General features: G+C 57.6%; 21 protein-coding genes. 15 read left to right on the top strand and 6 right to left on the bottom strand.

From position 1 onward, the window contains the following. The first annotated feature begins 18 nt into the window (after positions 1-18). Positions 19-903, top strand: coding sequence for a polyphosphate kinase 2 (gene ppk2, locus HMPREF9238_RS04280; protein WP_016444221.1), 885 nt, complete (start codon positions 19-21; stop codon positions 901-903). A 119-nt stretch (positions 904-1,022) separates the two neighbouring features. Here ppk2 and HMPREF9238_RS04275 read toward each other — a convergent pair whose 3' ends face one another. Both HMPREF9238_RS04275 and HMPREF9238_RS04270 read right to left on the bottom strand, forming a co-directional pair. Next, a complete protein-coding gene (locus HMPREF9238_RS04275; protein ID WP_016444220.1) occupies positions 1,023-1,694 on the bottom strand; it encodes a potassium channel family protein in 672 nt (223 codons plus the stop codon). A 79-nt stretch (positions 1,695-1,773) separates the two neighbouring features. Further along, on the bottom strand, positions 1,774-3,237 hold the full coding sequence (locus HMPREF9238_RS04270; protein WP_434056928.1) for a TrkH family potassium uptake protein: 1,464 nt from the start codon (positions 3,235-3,237) through the stop codon (positions 1,774-1,776). Between the two features lie 222 nt (positions 3,238-3,459). On the opposite strand from HMPREF9238_RS04270, the gene HMPREF9238_RS08775 reads away from it, so the two are divergent. The 10 genes from HMPREF9238_RS08775 to HMPREF9238_RS04225 all read left to right on the top strand — a co-directional run bounded on the left by HMPREF9238_RS08775 (position 3,460) and on the right by HMPREF9238_RS04225 (position 13,549). Then, complete coding sequence (locus tag HMPREF9238_RS08775; RefSeq protein ID WP_005504750.1) at positions 3,460-3,558, top strand: 30S ribosomal protein bS22; 99 nt, start codon at positions 3,460-3,462, stop codon at positions 3,556-3,558. Between the two features lie 65 nt (positions 3,559-3,623). Continuing rightward, a complete protein-coding gene (locus tag HMPREF9238_RS04265) occupies positions 3,624-4,304 on the top strand; it encodes a histidine phosphatase family protein (protein ID WP_016444218.1) in 681 nt (226 codons plus the stop codon). Beyond that, a complete protein-coding gene (locus tag HMPREF9238_RS04260) occupies positions 4,301-5,113 on the top strand; it encodes a DeoR/GlpR family DNA-binding transcription regulator (protein WP_016444217.1) in 813 nt (270 codons plus the stop codon). The genes HMPREF9238_RS04265 and HMPREF9238_RS04260 overlap by 4 nt, the downstream gene beginning before the upstream one ends. A 183-nt stretch (positions 5,114-5,296) precedes the next feature. Beyond that, entirely contained in the window at positions 5,297-5,752 is a 456-nt protein-coding gene (locus tag HMPREF9238_RS04255) for a ribose-5-phosphate isomerase (RefSeq protein WP_016444216.1), read from the top strand. Between the two features lie 204 nt (positions 5,753-5,956). Continuing rightward, positions 5,957-6,931 (top strand): DUF7973 family transport facilitator, encoded by a 975-nt coding sequence (locus HMPREF9238_RS04250; RefSeq protein ID WP_016444215.1) that lies wholly within the window; start codon positions 5,957-5,959, stop codon positions 6,929-6,931. A 110-nt stretch (positions 6,932-7,041) separates the two neighbouring features. Beyond that, complete coding sequence (locus HMPREF9238_RS04245; protein WP_016444214.1) at positions 7,042-7,905, top strand: HAD-IIA family hydrolase; 864 nt, start codon at positions 7,042-7,044, stop codon at positions 7,903-7,905. A 147-nt stretch (positions 7,906-8,052) separates the two neighbouring features. Then, entirely contained in the window at positions 8,053-9,624 is a 1,572-nt protein-coding gene (locus tag HMPREF9238_RS04240; RefSeq protein WP_016444213.1) for an FGGY-family carbohydrate kinase, read from the top strand. Between the two features lie 15 nt (positions 9,625-9,639). Further along, complete coding sequence (locus HMPREF9238_RS04235) at positions 9,640-11,010, top strand: sn-glycerol-1-phosphate dehydrogenase (protein ID WP_016444212.1); 1,371 nt, start codon at positions 9,640-9,642, stop codon at positions 11,008-11,010. A gap of 142 nt (positions 11,011-11,152) precedes the next feature. Next, positions 11,153-12,829: a ribulokinase gene (locus tag HMPREF9238_RS04230; RefSeq protein WP_016444211.1), complete on the top strand. Its 1,677-nt coding sequence runs from the start codon at positions 11,153-11,155 to the stop codon at positions 12,827-12,829. A gap of 18 nt (positions 12,830-12,847) precedes the next feature. Beyond that, positions 12,848-13,549 (top strand): L-ribulose-5-phosphate 4-epimerase, encoded by a 702-nt coding sequence (locus HMPREF9238_RS04225; RefSeq protein WP_016444210.1) that lies wholly within the window; start codon positions 12,848-12,850, stop codon positions 13,547-13,549. Positions 13,550-13,898: 349 nt separating this feature from the next. Here HMPREF9238_RS04225 and HMPREF9238_RS08595 read toward each other — a convergent pair whose 3' ends face one another. The 4 genes from HMPREF9238_RS08595 to HMPREF9238_RS04205 form a co-directional block, all read right to left on the bottom strand. Beyond that, positions 13,899-14,492: a PLDc N-terminal domain-containing protein gene (locus HMPREF9238_RS08595; protein ID WP_016444209.1), complete on the bottom strand. Its 594-nt coding sequence runs from the start codon at positions 14,490-14,492 to the stop codon at positions 13,899-13,901. 63 nt (positions 14,493-14,555) lie between these two features. Then, a complete protein-coding gene (locus tag HMPREF9238_RS04215) occupies positions 14,556-15,437 on the bottom strand; it encodes a 1,4-dihydroxy-2-naphthoate polyprenyltransferase (protein WP_016444208.1) in 882 nt (293 codons plus the stop codon). Between the two features lie 4 nt (positions 15,438-15,441). Next, positions 15,442-16,767: an AMP-binding protein gene (locus HMPREF9238_RS04210; protein ID WP_016444207.1), complete on the bottom strand. Its 1,326-nt coding sequence runs from the start codon at positions 16,765-16,767 to the stop codon at positions 15,442-15,444. A gap of 95 nt (positions 16,768-16,862) precedes the next feature. Then, on the bottom strand, positions 16,863-17,840 hold the full coding sequence (locus HMPREF9238_RS04205) for a 1,4-dihydroxy-2-naphthoyl-CoA synthase (RefSeq protein WP_040316711.1): 978 nt from the start codon (positions 17,838-17,840) through the stop codon (positions 16,863-16,865). 219 nt (positions 17,841-18,059) lie between these two features. Here HMPREF9238_RS04205 and HMPREF9238_RS04200 point away from each other — a divergent pair, with 219 nt between their 5' ends. From HMPREF9238_RS04200 to HMPREF9238_RS04185, 4 genes are read left to right on the top strand one after another with little or no spacing between them, the layout of a single operon-like run. Further along, positions 18,060-19,055 carry a siderophore ABC transporter substrate-binding protein gene (locus HMPREF9238_RS04200; RefSeq protein WP_016444205.1) on the top strand — a complete coding sequence of 332 codons (996 nt, stop codon included), beginning with the start codon at positions 18,060-18,062 and terminating at the stop codon, positions 19,053-19,055. Beyond that, a complete protein-coding gene (locus HMPREF9238_RS04195; RefSeq protein WP_016444204.1) occupies positions 19,052-20,062 on the top strand; it encodes an ABC transporter permease in 1,011 nt (336 codons plus the stop codon). The genes HMPREF9238_RS04200 and HMPREF9238_RS04195 overlap by 4 nt, the downstream gene beginning before the upstream one ends. Next, positions 20,059-21,099 (top strand): iron chelate uptake ABC transporter family permease subunit, encoded by a 1,041-nt coding sequence (locus HMPREF9238_RS04190; RefSeq protein ID WP_016444203.1) that lies wholly within the window; start codon positions 20,059-20,061, stop codon positions 21,097-21,099. The genes HMPREF9238_RS04195 and HMPREF9238_RS04190 overlap by 4 nt, the downstream gene beginning before the upstream one ends. Next, the gene (locus tag HMPREF9238_RS04185; protein ID WP_016444202.1) at positions 21,096-21,854 is read left to right on the top strand and encodes an iron ABC transporter ATP-binding protein; all 759 of its coding nucleotides are present in this window, start codon (positions 21,096-21,098) and stop codon (positions 21,852-21,854) included. Before HMPREF9238_RS04190 ends, HMPREF9238_RS04185 begins: the two co-directional genes overlap by 4 nt. The last annotated feature ends 36 nt before the right edge of the window (positions 21,855-21,890 follow it).

Raw genomic sequence — 21,890 nt, 5'->3', positions numbered from 1 at the left:
GCGCGTTAGAGTTGAGACATGTCAAGCACCGATAGCATTTCGCAAAACGATAATCTGCCCAAGCTCGATAAGAAGGCGTACGAGAAGGAGCTGAAGCGGCTCCAAGCTGAACTCGTGGAGATGCAGCAGTGGGTTATTGCCCAGGGGGAACGCATCATCATTCTGTTTGAGGGACGCGACGCTGCGGGCAAGGGGTCCGCAATTAAGCGCGTCACCCAATATTTGAATCCGCGCCACGCGCGCGTGGTTGCCCTGCCGAAGCCAACGGAGCGGGAGAGTACGCAGTGGTACTTCCAGCGCTACGTGCAGCATTTGCCGTCGGCTGGCGAGATCGTCATTTTTGACCGCTCTTGGTACAACCGGGCGGGCGTGGAGCGCGTGATGGGATTCTGTTCACCAGAGGAATACCACCGTTTCTTGCGCCAGGCCCCCGAGTTTGAACGCATGTTGGTAGATGACGGTATTCGCGTGATCAAATACTGGTTCTCGGTGTCCGCAGACGAGCAGGAAGCGCGGTTCCGCTCCCGCTCATCTGATCCGATGCGCCGCTGGAAGCTCTCCCCGATTGACGTGGAATCGATCACGAGGTGGGAGGAATACTCGCGCGCGAAGGACGCCATGTTTGCGGCAACGGATACGCCGTGGGCGCGTTGGCGCACGGTGGAGTCTGAAGATAAGAAACGTTCGCGTATCAACGTCATTAACGACATTTTGAATGAGATTCCGTGGCAGCGCATTGAGCCAGACCCGGTGGAGGTGCCACCAAGGCCAAACCCGGATGAGCAAAAAGAATATGAGCGCCTTGACCGCGGTAAGTACATTTACGTCGAGGACGCGGCGGTGAATCTCGAAAAGGATCGCGTGAAAGCGCGGAAAGCGAAGGAAAAAGAGAGCGCGCACTAAAGTGCCAGCTCCCGAGAGCGGGTGCTAGAGGCAAAAATAAGCGGCGGTTTTCTAAGCAAATGCAAGGAAAACCGCCACTTTTCATGTGCGAGGTGGTCGCTTCAAACGGGGAAGGAATTTTAAGGCCGGTTGGCGAAGTACTCCAAAAGTGAGCCATCCCCCGAGACGATGATGATGTCTTCGCGGTCAATGCGCGTATCCGAGGATGCGTATTCGAAGGCGCGCCCGGGGCGCAAAACTCCAAGCACGTTGACGCCGTACTTGGCGCGCACGTCAGATTCTGCAAGGGTAAAGCCCTGCACTTCTTTGGGTGGGCGCATCTTCATGATGGCAAAGCCCTGCTTGTCCATCTCGATGTAGTCAAGCATGCGCCCACCAACCAGGTGGGCGGTGCGCTGGCCCGCGTCAAACTCGGGGTAGACAACGTGGTGGGCGCCGATGCGCCGCAGAATGCGGCCGTGTTCACGCGAGGTTGCTTTCGCCCAGATCGAGGGGATTCCAAGGTCTACCAGGTTAGCGGTAATAAGCACGGACGCCTCCAGGGAGGTGCCCACCCCCACCACGGCGGAGGAGAACTCGCGTGCCCCGAGCTGTTCTAGTGCCTCCATGTTAGTTGCATCGGCCTCCACAAGGGGGATGCGGCCGGCGAAGATCTGTACTTTGCGCGGGTCTGATTCGACGGCCATGATTTCTCGCTTCAATCGTCCCAGCGTTGCCGCTACAGCCGATCCGAAGCGCCCCAGGCCAATCACGAGCGTGCCGGACGATTGTTTCCAATCGGATTCAGCCACGTTTCCTCCCTAAAACTTTGCGTTTGCAGTTTCGCAAGTTCATATCAGTTCCACTCAAGTGTAAAGCGTGAGGGGCCTTCTAGCCGATAATCGGGTTTTCTTGCGGTTGGCGAATCACGCGGCGGCGTTCACGCAAGGCGAGGGCTGCCGCGATGGTCATAGGCCCGGTTCGCCCCAGGTACATGAGCGCAGACAGGGTATGTTTGCCAGTGTCGGGCAGATCAGCGGTGATGCCGGTGGACAGGCCACAAGTGCCGAACGCGCTGATAGCTTCAAACAGGACGCGGTCGAGTGAGTAGGGCGTGACGGCCAGCAGGATCATGGTTGCAATGCCCACTAGGAACGCGCCAATCATGGTGACCGCAACCGCGAGCCTCACGGTGGAAGAAGAAATGCGCCGTCCGAAAGCTTCAATGTCGCGGTCACCGCGCGCTTCCGCGAGGACGGCGAGGGCAAGGACGGCCAGGGTGGTTACTTTGATGCCGCCGCCCGTGGATGCGGAGCCGCCCCCGATGAACATGAGGGCGTCTTGGATCCACCAGGTGGTGGCGTGCATCTGGCTCTCGTCCAAGATGGAGATGCCCGAGGAACGCCCGTTGACGCCCGCAAGCACGGAGTGGGCGATCCGATCTTGCGCAGAGAGGGTGCCCATGCTGTTGACGTTGTTCCATTCGAGCGCTCCGATCACCAGCGAGCCGGCGATAGCCAGCGTGATGTAGGTGGTGATAGTGAGCTTGGAGTGCAGGGTGAGGCGGCGCGGCTGCTTCCAGTTTCGGGTCAGATCCATGATAACGGGGAAGCCGAGTGCGCCCACTGCGGTGCCCACGACGATTGGAGCGATGACCCACAGGTCTGAGGTGAACTGTTCCAGCCCCTCGGGAATGACTACGAATCCGGCGTTGTTGAAGATCGAAATCGCCATGAAGATCGCATACCACAGAGCTTCTTTGAACTGATATCCAAGGGTGAGGAAGCGGGGGAACAACACGGCGAACAGCAGGAAATCCATAGTTAGTGCGGTGAGAATAACCATTCGCAGTAGCGAACCTACTTGGCCGAGCGCCGCCGTTTTTGTTTCTGTTGCGGCCAGCATGCGTTGGGTGAGGCCGAGGTGACGAGACACGGCAAGGCCGAGTATTGACGCCAGGGTCATAACACCCATACCGCCGATTGAGATCGCGGTTGCGAGCACGATCTGTCCAAAAAGGGACCAGTAGTTAGCTGTATCTACACTGGCAAGGCCGGTGACGGCAACTGCGGAGGTCGCGTTGAACAGGGCGTCAGCAAATGGGGCGCGCCGGCCTGATTGAGTGGCGATTGGCAGGCTGAGCAGTGCGGTAGTTACCGCGATGATGGAGGCAAAAACAATCATCGCGAGGCGCGCCGGATAGGTTTTTGCCCAGTGGTCGATCTTCCCGCGCAAACGCTCGCGGAGCGTGGGCTCGTGTGACTGATAGATCGCAGTCGGCTGAATGTTTGGATAGCCCGGGGCAGGGGTGTCCCGAGGGAAGGCTTCGCCCCCCGGCGCAAAGGGATCCAACACTGCCTCCTTCAAACGCTTATGCGCTAACTTTACTAATTTATAGGAGGAAAGTTCACTCGCCGTTGAAAACTATTCGTTCCGCGTAGCAATTGCGCTCGCGGTTTTGGTGACGGAACCGTTAGCTGGGTCATAGCAGGCCGGTATTGTTTGACAAATTGGGCGGATTTTCTATAGATTCTCTATGTTTGGTTAAAGGTAAAGCCACAGTTTTAGGAGGGCCGCATGGGCTCCGTGATTAAGAAGCGTCGCAAGCGTATGTCCAAGAAGAAGCACCGCAAGTTGCTTCGTAAGACGCGCCACCAGCGCCGTAACAAGAAGTAATTCTTTGTTTGAAAAAGCCCCGACTTGCGGGGCCTTTTCTATATGTCACGATTCGGAGGCCGGCTTTGCAAACCGTTATTCATTTGATGCGCCACGGCGAGGTGGAAAATCCCGAGGCGATCTTGTACGGGAGGATGCCCGGCTTTGGTTTGACTGAACTTGGCCGGCAGATGGCGAGCGAGGTTGCCAGCGTTCTTGTAGACAGTGGCCACGAGATTGCCGGCGTGGTGGCGTCCCCGCTTTTGCGCGCACAGCAGACGGCTTTGCCAACGGCCCGCGCATTTGATCTACCAATTTTGAGCGACCAGCGCCTGGTGGAGGCGTGGAATACGTTCGAGGGCGAGGCTGTGAATCGCAACCGCCTGATGCTGGTTCATCCAAAGTATTGGAAGCGTTACGTCAATCCGTTCAAACCGTCTTGGTCGGAGCCGTATTCGGATTTGGTTTCTCGCATGAGCGCGGCCGTCTCTGACGCGCTCGGTCAGTTCGAGGGCGGCGAGGTGCTGATGGTTTCTCACCAGTTGCCCATTTGGACTCTGCGTTCGTTCGTGGAGGGGCGTCCTCTTTGGCACGATCCGCGTAAACGCGAGTGCTCGTTAGCTTCGCTAACGAGCCTGCAGTTTGAAAATGCGACCTTGAAATCAGTGACATATTGGGAGCCAGCTGGCAAGCTTTTGGAACGGGCTGCGGATATGGTTCCGGGTAGTTCTGACGCTGGGATTGCAATTGGAAAGAGGCAAAATTGAGCGAGGGTGATGCGAAGCTGGTCTCGAGAATGAGCCGGAACTCGGGTGATCAAAGCCAGCGTCGGCGCACTATAGCTAAGCGCGTCATTGAGATGGGCGAGGTCTCGGTTGAAGACCTGGCTACGTACACCGGCGTGTCGCTTATGACGGTGTACCGCGATGTGGCGGCCCTGGAGGCGGCGGGGATTTTGCACAAGCATCGTGGGAAGGTGGTGGCAGCAGCTTCGGGCTTGCATGAGGCCACGGCCTCGTATCGTTTGAAGCAAGAAGCCACTTCGAAGCGCCAGATAGCGAAGGCGGTTGCATCGCTTATTCCCCCGGGCAGTTCGGTGATGCTCGATGACTCAACGTCGGGAGTGTGGGTGCTGCGCGAACTCGCAGATTGCGCGCCAATTTCGGTCATCACCAACTCTTTGCTAGTTGCCCGCGAGTTGGAGGAGGACTCTCGCCACTCTCTGCTGGTGTTGGGAGGGGAATATCAGTCTTGGGCTGCCGCCACCATGGGGCCGGTTACCATCAGTAACCTCGAAGCCGTGCACGCCGATATTTGCTTGATCTCCGCCTCGGGTATTAGGAATGGGACGGTTTATCACCCGTATGCGGACGTTGCCGCCGTGAAAGCAAAAATGATGGAATCATCTGAGCTAACGATTTTGCTTTTGGATCACACTAAGTTCAAGCGCCGCGCTATGTATTCCTTTGGCAAGCTCGCGGATGTTGACGTGATTGTCGTTGACTCGGAGACCAGTGAGGATGACCTGCAAATGCTTCAAGATTCTGGATCGAGGGTTATTGTCGCGACGCCGTGAAGTAACGAAATGTGAAACCCAAGTTTTAAATACTGCGATATGACCCCGTGATCGGGGCCATATTTGTATACTGAGTTCAAGGCATTGATGTTATTTCTAAAACAACGTCTGTTAAAAATGACATGTTTTGTGATATATTGATGCCGATGATGCACGCCACATGCTCCAAGGAGGGAGACGTTTATGGGTTTTCGTATAGTTGTCGCCGCCGATTCGGCGGGTCTTGATTACAAGGAAATTCTGAAGAAAGATCTCGAGGCTGACGAGCGGGTAGATGAAGTAATTGACGCCGGTATTCATGCTGGCGAAGATATTGACTACCCGCACGTTGCAGTCAAGGCCGCTCGCATGATTGCAGAGGGCAAGGCTGATCGCGGACTGTTCGTGTGTGGTACTGGTATGGGCGTGGCAATGGCTGCCAACAAGGTGCCGGGCATTCGTGCTTCGGTGGCCCATGACTCGTTCTCGGTTGAGCGTTTGATTCTGTCAAACAATGCTCAGGTTCTAACCTTCGGCCAGCGTGTCATCGGAATTGAGTTGGCAAGGCGTTTGGCAAAGGAATGGTTGGGCTACGAATTTGACACGAGCTCACCGTCTGCCCAGAAGGTTGAGGCACTCGAGTCTTACGACGGGTGCTAGCTTTTCAACCACTTCGCTACCTGGGAAAAAGTGAGTGACTGAATCACATTTTTGAGCAAGTGTGCACAACGATGAACTGTTGGGCAAAAGTGCAATCCCTTGGGTAGTGTTTACCTGTCAGCATTTTCGTGCGCGCAACGTTGCGTGTTTTCGAAATATTCCCATAACAGATGGTTAAACCATCCAATAACAAAAGGTGGACAAATGACTCCAGATGCAGCTTTGACATTCCTTGGAAACATGGATTTGTTCTGGCTTATCGCTGCAGCCGGTGGCGGCTTCTTTGGCGCCGCTATCGGTGGTAACTTTGCGTTCGGTTTCACGGGCGTCCTGATTCTCGTTGGCTTCGGTATCACGATGGCAACGGGCTCTGATGTGGGCTTCTCCTACTTGGCATTCGGCCCGGTATTTGGCCCGCACATCGCGTTTGCCGGTGCCGCTTCAGCAGCGGCGTACGCAGCTAAGAAGGGACATCTACAAGACACCGGCAAGGGCCGTGATATCAACACGGCTCTGGCTGGACTCGGTGAGCCCGATGTACTCCTGGTCGGCGCCCTGTTCGGTATGCTCGGCTACGTTATCAACAACCTTGTTGCGATGATCCCGTGGTTCGGTTCGCACACCGATACCGTTGCTTTCACCGTTGTGATCCAGGGCCTCATCGCCCGCGCCGCATTCTCCAGCACCGGCATGTTCGGCTGGGTAAGTAAGCTCGAAGGCGACAGGCGCTGGATTGCTTGGCAAGAGAAGCCGAGCCAGTGGATCACCATTGGCGCCCTTGGTGGCCTCTTCGGTGCAGGCGTTGCAACCATGGTCTACTACCACGCTGGTGCCATGCTTGATCCGGACACCGCGGCGATCCTAATGGCGAACGCGAAGACGCTACCGTTCGCAATCTCCGCTATTACGATCTTCCTGCTCGTGTTTGGTGTAACGATCCCGGTTTCCCACCACATCACCATCATCGGTGGTCTGGCTGGCGTAACCTTCTTCGAAGCCACCGGATCGGGCGTTCTCGCGCTCATCCTCGGCGCAGTGTTCGGCGTGATGTCGGCTGCGATTGCTGAGGTTGGCAACCACCTCTGCTACGCGCACGGCGACACCCACATTGACCCGCCGGCATTCGCAATCTGGCCGTCCACCACGATCGTGCTCGTTCTGGGCATGCTCGTAGCCTAAGACGGTCTCTAGCTAAACAGTTAAGGAGTGCCGGGCAGTAGCTCATACTCCCGGCACTCCTTTTCTATAACAAGCGTTTCGAAAACAACTGCAAAGCACAAGTTGGGAAAATGACTGACACTAAAATTTCCTTGAGCTTTCCGTCCAAACTCTACGATGCCTACATATTTGATATGGACGGCACCATTTACCTTGGTGACCACCTCCTTCCGGGTGTGAAACGAACCATTGAGGAGTTGCGCAGGCGCAACATTCCGGTTCGCTACCTTTCTAATAACCCGACGAAAGACCCGAGCCAGTACGTAGAAAAACTCAGCAAGCTTGGGCTTCCTACTGATATCTCTGATATTGCGAACACCGTTGTGACCATGACTCGGTGGCTTAAAGATCACCGTCCAGACGCGGTTGTGTTCCCCATTGCAGAGCAACCTTTGATTGATGCCTTTAATGATGCAGGTATCAAGATGAGTGACAATCCGGAGGAAATCGACATTGTCGTAGCCTCCTATGACCGCACTTTTGACTACCGCAAGCTCCAGATTGCTTTCGATGCGATCTGGTTCCACAAGCGAGCAATCCTCGTTGCAACAAACCCGGATCGCTACTGCCCGTTCCCAGGGGGACGCGGCGAACCAGACTGCGCGTCCATCATCGCCGCCATTGAGGCATGCACGGGCACAAAAGTACAGATGATCGCGGGCAAACCTAACCCGGTCATGCTAGAAGAGGCCATCGCGGGCCTCGATGTGGATCCCACTAACTGCATGATGGTGGGGGATCGCCTTCACACCGATATTCAGATGGCTGTACGCACGGGCATGTTCTCAGCGATGCCGCTTACGGGTGATTCCACGATCGAAGAGGTCGCAGAACTTGATGAGAAGGATCGCCCCACCTACGTAATCGATCGACTAGACCGCCTTATCCCCGCTGACATCTGGGAAGAAAACGGCTGGACGGAAGACGACGCCTAACAGGTAATCCCATGACCTGTAGAGGTTGAAACGCCGCGCGATTTCAACCCCTACAAGTCGTACCCCGCGACGGTAATTCTCGGACCGCCACGGGAAGCAAAAACTTAAATTTCGTAACTTATAGCAATGATGCTGAAAGGAACTCCAATGGTTAATCCGGGTTTTGAAGGTCCGTACCTGCTCGGTATCGACTTCGGTACGGAATCTTGCCGCGCCGCCATCTTCGACCTGAAGGGCGAGCCGATTGGCTTTGCCGCCACCCCTTACCGCACCTACCACCCGCACCCGGGTTGGGCGGAGCAATCTCCCGCTGACTGGTGGGAAGCACTTGGTGCGTCTGTTTCACAGGTTCTCAACAACACGGGTGTTCCGGCACGCAAGATCGCGGGCATTTCCTATGACGCCACCACCATGACAGTTGTGCCGATGGATGTTAACGGCAAAGAGCTTTCGCGCGCAATCATGTGGATGGACGTGCGCGCTACCAAGCAGGCTGCGCGTGCATCGACTATTGATCACTGGGCTCGCCTATACAACGGTGGTGGCACGCTGGGTGCAACCGCAGAGTGGTTCCCGTTCAAGGCCGCGTGGCTACGTGAGAACGATCGTGAGCTTTACGATTCTGCCTACCGTCTGCTGGATGCCCCGGACTGGCTGACCTACAAGCTGACGGGCGAGTGGACCATTAATATTAACTCGGCGGCAATGCGCGGCTATTACAACCGTGATTACGGCGGCTGGCCGGTAGAATTTTACGAGCACATCGGCTGTGGTGACGTATTCGACAAGCTTCCCGAGGCCGTGCTGGACCTCGGTACGCCGATCGGTACGCTAACCCCGGCGGCTGCAAGCCACATGTCGCTAGTTCCCGGCATTCCGGTGGCGCAGGGCTGTGCCGATGCGTGGGCAGGCCAGATTGGTATGGGCGTTGTTGCTCCGGGACGTATTGCGGTCACCACCGGTTCGTCGCAGGTCATCAACGGCCAGTCGGACAAGCCGATTCACGGCAAGGGCTTCTTCGGCTCCTACACGGACGGTGTGATTAAGGGCCAGTACACGGTTGAGGGCGGCCTCGTCTCATCCGGTTCGGTACTTAAGTGGTTCAAGGACGGCTTCGCCCGTGACGTTGTAATGGCAACGGAGCGCGTTGGACTTAACCCGTACCAGTACCTGGATAAGGCCTCTGCCCACATTCCGCCAGGCTCGGATGGCCTCATCGTTAACGAGTACTTCCAGGGCAACCGCACGCCGTACACCGACTCGAAGGCACGCGGCATCATTTGGGGCTTGTCGCTGCACCATACCCCGGAGCACCTATACCACGCCATCAAGGAAGCCGTCTGCTACGGCACGGCACACACTTTGAAGGCAATGAGCGACGCGGGCTTGAAGCCTACGGAGCTGGTGGCTGCAGGCGGCGCAACGAAGTCGCGCGACTGGATGCAGATGCACGCGGATGTTACCGGTCTGCCGGTAGTTCTTCCCGAGGTGGGGGATGCCGTTGTGCTCGGATCGTGCATCCTCGCAGCGGTTGGCTCTGGCCAGTACAAGTCGATCGACGACGCGGTTCGCAACATGGTCCACGAAAAGGACCGCATCGAACCCAACATGGAAACTCACGAAGAATACAAGTTCTACCTCCAGCAGTACATGGATGCGTACCCGCAGATGCAGGAGCTCACCCACAAGACTGTTGACCACGTGGCAACAAACAACTAGGGAAAGAAGTTAGTTATGACAAGCAAATTGATCGAAACTGCTCTAAAGACAGCCACTGAGACACGCGAAATCCTTTTTGACCACGATGCGGTAAGCCGCACGGGCGAGCTTTTCGCCCGAGTCTTCCCCGGCAAGAAGGTACTCGTCGTAGCGGATGGCAACACCTATGGTGCTTGCGGTGACGCGGTAGTTAAATCGCTTAAGGACGCCGGCGTTGAGTTCGCTGCCGATCCGTACATTTTCCCCGGCACGCCAACCCTTTACGGCGATTACGATAACGTGTCGAAGCTACGTGAGGTTATTCGTCCGCTGGGTGATGAGACCGTGGTCTGCTCCATCGCAGCCGGGACGCTAAACGACATCGCTAAGCTCGCTTCTGGCGAGCTGGGCCGCGAGTACATGAACGTTTGTACCGCAGCTTCGGTGGACGGTTTCGCCTCGTTTGGTGCTTCCATTTCGCGCGATGGCTTCAAAATCACGCGTAACTGCCCGGCTCCGGCCGCCCTGGTTGCAGACCTTGAGGTCATGGCACAGGCCCCGCAGCGCCTCACAGCTACGGGCTACGGTGACCTGATCGAAAAGATCCCGGCGGGTGCTGACTGGATGCTGGCCGACGAGCTCGGCATTGAAGCGATTGATGACTACGTGTGGAGCCTCGTCCAGGGGCCGCTACGTGACACGCTTGCGGATCCGAAGGCTATTGCCGCTGGCGACGTGGATGCGATCGCAAAGCTTGGTGAAGGCAACATCATGTCAGGCCTTGCAATGCAGGCAGCGCAGTCGTCCCGCCCCGCTTCGGGCGCAGGCCACCAGTTCTCCCACGTTTGGGAGATGGAGGGCCACGGCCTCGACTGGGAGCCGCCGTTATCGCACGGCTTCAAGGTGGGCGTTGGCACCGTTGCCTCATGCGCGATCTGGGAAGAGACGCTCAAGCTCGACCTCGAAAATCTCGACATTGAAGAGGTAGTAGCTAAGCAGCCCACCAAGGCTGAAGTTGAGGCGAAGGTTCGTGAAATCCAGTCTGAACGCATCGTTGAGGAGGCTGTGAAGCACACCCTTGGCAAGCACCTGGAGGGTGACGAGCTACGCGAGCGTCTAGCGAAGATCAAGGCTGCTTGGCCAAAGATCAAGGAGCGCGTGAAGGACCAGTTGGTCTCGCCGGAAGAGGCTGCACGCATGCTGAAGGATGCTAAGGCCCCTTACCACCCCGAGATGATCGAGATCGATTGGGATCGCTTCCGCCTAACCCACACCAAGGCACAGCAGATTCGTCCTCGTTACACCGTGCTTGATGTCCTCGCGGACGTAGGCATGCTGGATGAGGTAATCGAGCGTCTGTTCGCTGCGGACGGCTACTGGGGCAAGCACCGTCATCCCGAGGCGTAACTTTAGTTACGCGCCTAGCATTTGCCCGCGCGCCCTCCAAGTCGAGGCGCGCGGGCAAGCCCGGCTCGCAGGTAATGCTGAGCCGCCTGATTGTTAAAAGCTTTAGTTTGGATCATCGGCCAAGTAGTTCAAGGAGGAACCTATGACCACTGAGTCACCCAAATACGTAATCGGCATCGACCTGGGCACTCTGTCTGGTCGCGCAGTAGTTGTTGACGCGAGCAACGGCGACGAGCTCGGATCAGCAGTAATGGAATACACGCACGCGGTTATGGACCACACCCTGACGGCGGGCGACAATCAGCAGCTACCGCCAGATTTTGCACTCCAGGATCCTCGGGACTACCTGGAAGTCCTCTCAACCGTTATTCCGGGTGCGATTGAGGACGCGAAGATTAACAAGGACGACGTTGTTGGTATCGGACTTGACGTAACCTCGGCAACCGTGATTGTGACGGACAAGGACGGCACGCCGCTTTGTGAGAAGGAAGAGTTTAGGAACAATCCACACGCCTACGTGAAGCTGTGGAAGCACCACGGCGCACAGGAGCAAGCGGACCGCATTGTTGCGTTGGCACGTGAGCGTAACGTGGACTGGCTGGCCCGTTACGGTGGCGAACTGTCCTCGGAAATGCTGCTTCCGAAGGCCTTGGAGACCCTGGAGAAGGCTCCGGAAGTATACAACGCAGCGGATCATATTGTGAACGCCCTGGACTGGCTGACCTGGATCCTCACCGGTCACCTGACCTACGCGGCAGGAGACTCCGGCTACAAGCGCATGTACCAAGATGGCAAGTACCCCGATGAGGACTTCCTCAAGGCACTGAACCCTGACTTTGGCGGCGTGTTTACAGAAAAGATGCCGGCTGAAGTTCTGCCGCTTGGTGGCAAGGTGGGCACGCTGAACGAGCGCGGCCAGCGCATCACGGGCCTTTCCGGCAACGTAACGGTGGCTTCGGGCAACATTGACGCGCACGTTACCGCTCCCGCAGTACAGGCAACCGAGGCCGGCCAGTTGACGGCGATTATGGGTACCTCTTCTTGCTACGTCGTTTCAGGTAAGGACTTCCAGCCGGTGCCGGGCGTGTTCGGCATCGTTGATGGCGGCATCATCGATGGTATGTGGGGCTACGAGGGCGGCCAGACCGCTGTTGGCGATATTTACGCCTGGTTTGTTGAAAACTGCGTGCCGAAGGCCTACGAGGAAGAGGCCGAGAGCCGCGGCATTTCGCTCCACGACTTGCTGACGGAGAAGGCAGCGCAGCAGGAGATCGGTGAGCACGGTCTGGTTGCGCTCGATTGGCACAACGGCAACCGTTCCATCCTGGTCGATGCGAACCTGTCTGGCATGATAGTTGGACAGACGCTGGCTACGAAGCCGGAAGACCAGTATCGCGCGATCATGGAGGCCACAGCGTTTGGCGCCCGCGTGATTATTGAGAACTTCGAGGAACACGGCGTTGAGATTAACGAGTTCATCGCCGCTGGCGGCTTGATTAAGAACCCGTTCCTCATGCAGATGTTCTCTGACATCACTAGGCTCCCTGTTTCTACGGCGCTGTCTTCGCAGGCTCCGGCTCTCGGGTCCGCTATTTTCGGTGCTGTGGCAGCGGGCTTGTACGACACGGTTTCAGAGGCTGCTGCGGCAATGGGCAAGCGGAAGAAGGCTGCTTACAAGCCGGATGAGACCAGGTCCAAGCAGTACGACGAGCTATACAAGCACTACAAGTACCTGCATGACCTCTTTGGTCGTGAAAACGAAGTGATGCACGATTTGAAGCGAATCCGGCGTGAAGCTCATGAGCGTCGCGCGAAGTAGATGGGAGCGATCAACTAAATGATTGAATTATCGAAGCTACCTACAGAAGTTCAGGAGGCCGTCCAGCGCACTCGCGAGAACGTGGCGCGCCTACACTCTGAGCTACCCCGCTGGGAGCTGGTGGTGTGGACCGCGGGAAACGTGTCGGAGCGTGTACCTGGCACCGACCTGTTTGTCATCAAGCCTTCCGGGGTGTCTTATGACGAGCTGACTGCCGACAACATGGTGGTTTGCGACCTGGACGGTAAGAAGATCTCAGATGGGACGCCCGATAAACTCTCGCCATCTTCGGATACGGCTGCACATGCCTACGTTTACAAGCATATGGACGAGGTTGGAGGCGTGGTGCACACGCATTCGACGTACGCAACGGCTTGGGCGGCGCGCGGTGAGGAGATCCCGTGCGTGCTCACCATGATGGGTGACGAGTTTGGCGGCCCGATCCCGGTTGGCCCGTTCGCAATCATTGGTGATGATTCGATTGGTCGTGGGATTGTGGAGACTTTGCGTGGACACAGGTCAAAGGCTGTACTCATGCAAAACCACGGCCCGTTCACGATCGGGAAGGATGCGAAGGCGGCGGTTAAGGCCGCTGTGATGGTGGAGGAGGTTGCCCGTACGGTTCACATTGCTAAACAGCTTGGCGACGTGATTCCAATCGAGCAGCGCCACATTGATTCCCTGTACGACAGGTATCAAAACGTGTACGGCCAGCACTAGTAACCGAATACAAAACCGTGGGGGTCATTCCAAAAGGAACGGCCCCCACGGTCGCATTTAACCCGGTTTACCTGACCAGTTGGGAAGTAACCTGGCTATGTGAGCTGGTGTCTTCTTAGCGACGCAGAGGACATGGCGCTCCTTTGTATAAAAGCTCTGGTCATCGGCGACATCCGTATAAGTGGAGCGTCAACGGCCAGAGCAACTAAACGTAAATTTAGTTTAGTTGTTAGTGCATTTCAATGTGCTTCTCAATGTATATGAATATCGCACATGCAGGTTTTGGCTGTGGAAAACCTGCGAGGTGGGCCAGGATATGCAAGATCTTTTCGTTCTATTTCTTGGAGAGCTACAGGTTCTCGCCCTTGTTTTTGTCCTCGTCTTCTTCATCGGGCCCTTGCAGGTGCTGCGGCGTATCCGCGTCCGAGCCGTTAGCGGGTTTTGATTCGTTTGGGCTCGCTTCGCCGCCCAGGATGGATCGGTCCTCGGCTTCCGCATCTAAGTCCTGCGCTTCGAGGTCGGCGTTCCCCATGTTTTCTGCGCGGTCAGTTTCTTCCATCTGACGCTCGAACTCGCGCATGAGATTCTCGGACCTCTTTTGCCGCATCTGCTTTTCCAAATGCCACGCCAAGTTCGGATCATCGTCTGGCGCGCCGTACATGTACGGATCTTGGTTCGTGTAGGTGCGGTGCGGCAGTTTTATTGCAGAGTCTTGCGAATACCAAAAACCGCGATTCACCTGTCCTCCGCTCGCTTCTGCTTGGGTCACGCGAGACACAATGATCCAGGCCAGACCACCCACAGGCGTCAACAAAATCGCTAACAAAAGCCACAAGGGTTTAGGAATGCGGGCAGGCATCTCATCTTTAGGGGTGCGCGCAATGTCGGCGACAGCAAAAATCGTCACTGCCAGCGACAGTACAGCGATAACAACCCTAGCCATTTTCCGCTCCTTAATAACCCTTTAACTATTGTATGCACTGGCCGCGAATGTGCTCGGCCAGACTTAGGTGACAATTAAGCCAACGCACACTGCCAGGCCGGTGAACAGGGTCAAAAAGCCCGTGTTTCGCAGGATCGGAAGTAGCTCACGGCCCTTCGCCCCAGCTAAAACCTTGCGTGAAATCAGGAGCACAGGCGCGGCAAATACCAGCAAATAAGCCGGAACAAACCGGGTCTCTACCAGGCCAAGTCCCGTCATAACTACGCCAATACCTAGCAGCCAGGCGTACACGAAACGTGAAGGGCGATCCCCCAGGCGAACCGGCAGGGTCCTCTTCCCCGTCTTCGAATCGGTCGGAATATCGCGAATGTTGTTCACAAACAGCAGGGCAATCGACAACATACCCGTGCCCGTTGCCGCGCACCACAACCACCAGGGTGCCACCTGAATCTGCACCCAAGTGGTTGCAACCGTGGCCATAAGGCCAAAGAAAACGAAGACGAAAAGCTCAGACAATCCCACGCCCATGTAGCCGTAAGGTGTGCGCCCTCCCGTGTAAAACCAGGCTGCAGCAACCGCCGCAACTCCGGGAACTAGCAGCCACCACTGGCTCGAAATGTAAAGCAGAACGAGGCCAAGTACCCCCGCTAACGCGAAGCATCCCAGTGCCGCAGCGAGCACAACCTTTGGACTTGTCTTGCCCCCGCCGGTTAGGCGAGGAGGGCCTGAACGCACCGCATCTGTTCCGCGCACCCCGTCGGAGTAGTCGTTCGAAAAGTTCACCCCAACCTGTAGCGCAAGCGCCACTTCCAGAGCAAGGATCGAGCGGGCGGCAGAAAATCCGCCTAGGAAATGCGCCGCGCCGATACCGATAAGCACGGGCGCGATTGCTGCGGGGAGTGTGCGAAGGCGTGCGCCTTCGAGCCAGTCGTTGAAAGTCGCCATGTGCTCAGCGTACCCACGCGGCTTCAGACGCAACCAAATTTGCAACCATTACGCCCACCGCGTGCCTATCAACTTTGCCCAGCGGCGTAACGGCAAGCTCATCCACAACCGCAATGACTCGCGGGGCGTGATCACGCCCTAACTTCTCGCCAACCAGGTCTCGGATTTGCTTGGCGAACTTCGCGTATACCTCATTCTTGTGGGCAGGCAGATCCGCACCGGCCTCGTCAATCTTTGCCCTAATGCAAGGCGAGGCGATAGCGGCAGCCACTACCTGCCCCCACTTCTCGTCAGGCAGGGCAACAACCGCTACGTCGACAACGTCTTTTGCTGCTGCAATCACGTCCGCAACGCGCGTGGGCGCCACGTTCACCGCTCCAGAAACAATCACGTCATCAGCCCGGCCCAGCACCTGCAGACTGTTGCCATCCCATTCGCCCGCGTCAGAGGTGCGTAGCCAGCGCTGCCCATCCTCCACATCGAATGGACGGTCATAACTATCCACATATCCATCCATGAGGACGGGGCCGCAAATCTGGATTCGACCATCAACCGTGCGGATCTGCACGCCAGGCAGAGGAATGCCGTTGTAGACGCAGCCGCCCCCGGTTTCGCTCATGCCGTACGTGGTGACCACGTTAATACCGGCCGCGCGGGCACGATCCAGCAGATTCGAGGAGGTGCCTGCTCCTCCTACCAGCACCGCATCTAAACGCGCGAGTTGCTCCACGAGTTCGCCCCCAGCCTCGAGAGCGTCATACAACTGTTTGGGAACCAAGGATAGGTAGGCGCGGTGATCTCCATCGTCAGCTGCGGTACGGCAGGCAACGGTAAGGGCCTCCTCATCAAATCCTGCTGACATGTCCGCGATGATGGGCGAGGCCTCGGCAACACAAGTGCGAATCAAGGTTTGCAGTCCCGCAACGTGATGCACGGGGAGCGCCACAATCCAGCGGCCCGGCCCGCCCAAGAACTCGTGCGTGGCTCGGGCAGACGCTACCAGTGCGGCGAATGAGAGACCCACAAGCCGCGGATTTCCCGTGGTGGAGCCGGAGGTCTCTAAGATCACGTCCACGCTGCCCGGCAACTTCTTGATGCGTTTTTGTAGCGCGGCGTTGGTTTGAGCCGCGCGCGCAGGCATAGCCTCGCTGGCCTCTCGCGGTGCCAAAATGATGCGCTGGCTACGCTGCACACCCGTCTTTTCAAACCGTTCGTAAAGCTCCCACAGCTTGTGTACCGCAGAATAGGTCATGGTCACCGCGCCGGGCGTGGTTCCTCCCGGAACAATCATCAGTTGGGCCGCAGAATCAGCAGCGTTCATCGACGTCATTACAAATCCATTCAAGTACGAGGGCGCCTGTACAATGCCGGGCGCGCAAACGGGCAAGGTGCCAGTCTGCTGGGGGAGTGGCTAGAAGAAAATGGTTAAAAATAGTACGGGTAGCTTGACCAGTCGGGGCTGCGCCGCTCTAGGAAAGCGTCGCGCCCCTCTTGCGCCTCTTCGGTCATGTACGCCAGGCGCGTCGCTTCCCCGGCAAACACCTGCTGGCCAGCCAAGCCGTCATCGGCGAGGTTGAATGCGAACTTCAACATGCGGATGGCCTGGGGAGACTTCGTTGCAATAATCCGCGCATATTCGAGCGCGGTGGCTTCCAGGTCCGCGTGCGGTACGGCCTCGTTCACAACGCCCCAACGCTGCGCGTCCTTCGCGTTATATTCGCGAGCCAGGAAGAAGATCTCCCGCGCCCGCTTATCCCCAGCTTGACGTGCCAACAGGCCGGATCCGTAGCCGGCGTCAAACGAGCCCACATTCGCATCCGTTTGCATAAAACGTGCGTGTTCGATGGAAGCCACCGACAGGTCGCACACCACGTTGAGTGAGTGGCCGCCGCCTGCTGCCCAACCTGGGACAGCGGCAATCACAACCTTGGGCATGGTGCGGATCAGGCGCTGCACCTCCAGAATGTGCAGGCGTCCTGCCCGCGCGTTGTCCATGTTTTGGCGGCGCTGAGAAATCTCGGCCTCATCGGAAATATCTGCCTTTTCGTATTGGTACCCGGCAGCACCGCGAATGCGCTGATCCCCGCCCGAACAGAACGCGTAGCCATCATCCTTTGCGGACGGGCCGTTACCCGTGAGGATTACGGCCGCCACGTCCGGACTCATGCGCGCGTGATCGAGGCAAGCGTAGAGCTCATCGACGGTGTGGGGGCGAAACGCGTTGCGCAGATGCGGGCGGTCAAACGCGATCCGCACCACGGGCAAGTCTGCTCCGGCGGGAGCCCCGTCCTCCTCGCCGCGCGAGATTCCGCGATGGTAAGTCATATCAGTAAGTTCAAAACCTTCCACCTCGCGCCAGCGCGACGGGTCAAAAGTGTCCGAAACATTGGGTAAAGCGCTCATGCGTACATCGTAGTTGTTCGCGTGTTTTTTAGCTTTCGCGGCCACCTCGCCCGCGTCAGGCCGCGCCCGGCCTTGGTTAAAGTCCGCGAAAATACGGGAAAAACTCGAGCTGGCAACTCTTTCGCGATTTACGTAATGTAGTCGTTGCGAAATGTTGAAAACAATTCCGGAGTGTGATTAGGTTAGCCTTACCTACGTTAAGAAGGAAAGTGAAATCTAATGCGTAAACTATCGCTCGGCGCCATCGCCGTTGCCGCGTCGCTTGCCCTTGCGGCATGCGGCTCAGGAGGAACAACCTCCGAGCCGGAACCCACCGAAACTACAACTGAAGCGGCCGGCGCATTCCCGGCAACCGTCACGCACAACGCGGGTGAAACCACCATTGAGGCGCAACCAAAATCCGTCGTCGTACTCGACATGGCCGCGCTCGACACCATCGACGCGCTTGGTGCGGGCGAGCTCGTGACCGGTGTCCCCACCAAGTCAGTTCCCACCTGGCTGAAAGACGACCAGGGCGTCGACTACTCCACCCTCGAAAATGTGGGAACCTTGAAAGAGCCTGACGTAGAGGCAATTGCGAAGCTGAACCCCGACCTCGTGGTTGTGGGCGCGAGGTCCGCGAAGTTCTACGACGAGCTTTCTAAGAACTTCACCACCATCGATGCGTCCGTCCCGTGGGACAAGGAAGGATACTCCCAGCGCGCTGCGGAGTCGGTGCAGATGCTCGCCACTGCTGTGGGCAAGGCCGAGCGCGGCGAAGAGCTTAAAGATGATCTCCTCGCGAAGATCGCCGAATACAAGGCGGAAGCGGAAAAGTCTGAGCGCGGCACCGCAATGGTTCTGATGACCAACGGCGGGGAAGTTTCAATGCACGGGCCAAAGTCCAGGTGGGCGCCCATCTACGACGTGTTCGGTTTCAAGCCCGTAGCCGAAGGTGAAGCTGAGGAAGGCCACAAGGGGCAGAAGATCTCTTTTGAAACCGTGCGTGAGCTTGCTCCCGACTACATCTTCGTAATCGACCGAGACGCCGCCATTGGAAATACCGAGGCTGGAACTACTGCGCAGCAGGTGCTTGACAACGACCTCGTGAACGAAACTCCCGCAGCGAAGAACGGTCACATCGTCTACCTGTCGCCAGAACGCTGGTACGTGGTCATGACGGGTGCTTCCAACTTCATGGCGGAACTAGATGAAGTAGCGGCCGCCACCAAATGAGCGCCCCCGCTCTAGCGGTTAAGCCGGTAGCCGCCAACCAGTCCCGTTACGCTCTGGGACTGGTTGGCGGCACCGTCTTGCTTGCGACGCTCATGGCCGTGTCGGTAACGGTTGGTACGGCGGATCTATCCATCGCAAACCTGTTTACCGGCCAGCTAAGTGGCGCGGAAGCGCAAGTTCTGACCGTGTCGCGTATCCCCCGCACGCTCGCAATCGTGCTTGCGGGAGCCTCAATGGCAGTTGCCGGTCTGGTCATGCAAATGCTGGTGCAAAACCGCTACGTAGAGCCTTCCACCACCGGAGTCACCGAATCGGCCGGCCTGGGCGTGCTGGTTGTAACCCTCCTTTTTCCAACGGCCTCGATCCTTCTAAAAATGGGATTCGCCGTGATCTTCGCACTTGGAGGCACCCTGGTGCTCCTCGCCCTGATCCGCTCTATTCCCCGCAAAGACCCAATCATTGTGCCGCTCCTTGGCATCGTCCTGTCCGGAGTTATTGGAGCGGGTGCCACCTTCCTCGCCTGGGAATTTCAACTGCAAGGTACCTTGCAGGCGTGGCTCACCGGTGACTTTTCGGGCACCATCGCTGGCCGCTACGAACTGCTGTGGATAGTAGCTGGAGCGTGCGCGCTGGCATACATGTTCGCAGACCGGTTCACAGTGGTTGGACTGGGAGAAAACTTCGCCACTAATCTTGGCCTCAACCACGCCCACGTCACCCGCGTTGGCCTCACCATCGTGGCCATCGTGGCCGGCACAACCATCGTCGTTGCTGGATCGCTACCTTTCCTCGGCCTCGTCGTTCCCAACATCGTGTCACTCATCATGGGCGACTATCTGCGCCGCTCTCTCCCGTTCGTAGCCATCGGCGGTGCCAGCTTCGTCCTCATCGCCGACATCCTTGGCCGCACCCTCATCGCACCGGCGGAAATTCCTGTCGGCGTCGTAATGGGCGTGCTTGGCGGCGCCATATTCCTTGTTATCTTGCTGAAAACGGTGAAGCTATGACCACCATCGCCCTGCCCCTCCTGCGTCCGCTTCGATCCGAATCGGCCGTAGGGAGTGCGCCCCACATCGAAGCGGTCATGACCCAACGCGCAAGAGACGTGCGGCTGCGCGTACTCATCGCGGTGGGCCTAGCGGTCATCGCGATGGCGTTCTTCTTGCTGTACGGAGCCTTGGACGCGTGGCAAATCATTGCGGCACTGCGCATCAAACGCCTTGCCGGCCTCGCGGTGGTGGCCGTCGCGCTCTCTGTCGCTACCGTGCTGTTTCAAACGGTCACGCGCAACCGGATCCTCTCACCCTCCGTCATGGGATTCGACGCGATGTTTGCCCTCGTGGCAACCAGCCTCGTGTTCTTCCTCAGCGCCCGCGTAACAAACCTGATTCCTCCCACCCTCATGTTTGCCCTGCAAGCCTGCCTCATGACCCTGGTGTCCGTCACCATGTTCCTTGCAATCATGCGTAAAGGCCGGGCTTCCACGCACCTGCTGGTACTCGTTGGCATTGTTGTGGGCGCACTGTTGCGTTCCATCACCACGATGATGTCAATCATCATGGATCCCAACGAATTCTTGACCGTGCAAGACCTCACCACGGCCTCATTTGCCGCCATCAACACCAGCGCGCTAGGAATCACGGCGCTGGTAACCGTAGTCTGCGTGGCTTACTCCATCAAGCGAGCGCGCGACTGGGACGTGCTTGCGCTGGGGCCAGACATGGCCACCTGCCTCGGCCTTAACTACAACCGCGAAGTTAAAACCGTGCTCGCAACCTCCGCTCTGCTAGTTTCCGCCGCCACTGCTTTGGTAGGCCCGCTCATGTTCTTCGGTCTCCTGGTGGCAAACATCGCCGTCCACGCCCTCGGCTCCACCTCCATCCGACATCTAGTGCCCGGCGCGAGCGCGATCGGAATCATCGTCCTCGTTGGCGGCCAAGCCATCTTGGAACACCTTCTTGCCGGGGGCACAATCTTGCCCGTGGTCATTGAACTAGTGGGTGGCGCGCTACTGCTCGTCATGCTAGTGAGGGGATCCAAATGATCGAACTGCGCAACGTCACCATGTCCTACGGGGCCGATCCTGTAGTGAAAAACGTGAGCTTCAACCTGGCAGATAGTGGACTCACCGCTCTCATCGGGCCCAACGGGGCCGGCAAATCCACCCTCCTTTCCGGCATTGGGCGCCTCACGCCGCTGGCAGGCGGACACGTCCTGGTTGACGGCACCGACGTAAAAAAGTGGAAAAGTGAGGAACTTGCCAAGAAGATTGCGATTTTGCGGCAGGAAAACCATCTTTCGGTACGGCTCACCGTGGCGGAACTAGCCATGCTGGGACGCCACCCGCACGGACGGGGGCGCATCGGCCCGCAGGATCAAGAAAAAGTGGCCGAAGCCCTAAAATCAGTGGACATGCTGTGCCTTGCTGACCGTTTCCTGGACGAACTTTCGGGCGGGCAACGCCAGCGCGCATTCATCGCCATGACGCTTGCGCAGGATGCCAAATACCTGCTGCTCGACGAGCCGCTTTCCGCCCTCGACATGCACCACTCGCGCGAAATGATGCGCCACCTCGTGCGCGCCACGAACAACCAAAACATGTCTACCGTGGTTGTCATCCACGACATCAACACGGCCAGTGCTTACGCTGACCGCCTCATCGCTCTAAAAGACGGCGAGCTAGTAGCTGACGGCACTCCGGACGAAGTGGTGCGTCCCGGGGTGCTCGAGGACATCTTCGAGGTTGAGGTTAAAGTCGTGCATGTGAACGGGCGTCCCGTGGCTGTGCCCCTCGCTTAGCTACTTCAGGGCCGTGCGGTCCGGGCGCCCTGCGGC

The sequence above is a fragment of the Gleimia europaea ACS-120-V-Col10b genome (assembly GCF_000411155.1).
Taxonomy (GTDB): Bacteria; Actinomycetota; Actinomycetes; order Actinomycetales; family Actinomycetaceae; genus Gleimia; species Gleimia europaea_B.
Note: the sequence above shows the minus strand (reverse complement) of the source record. Positions and strands in the feature narration are given on the sequence as shown.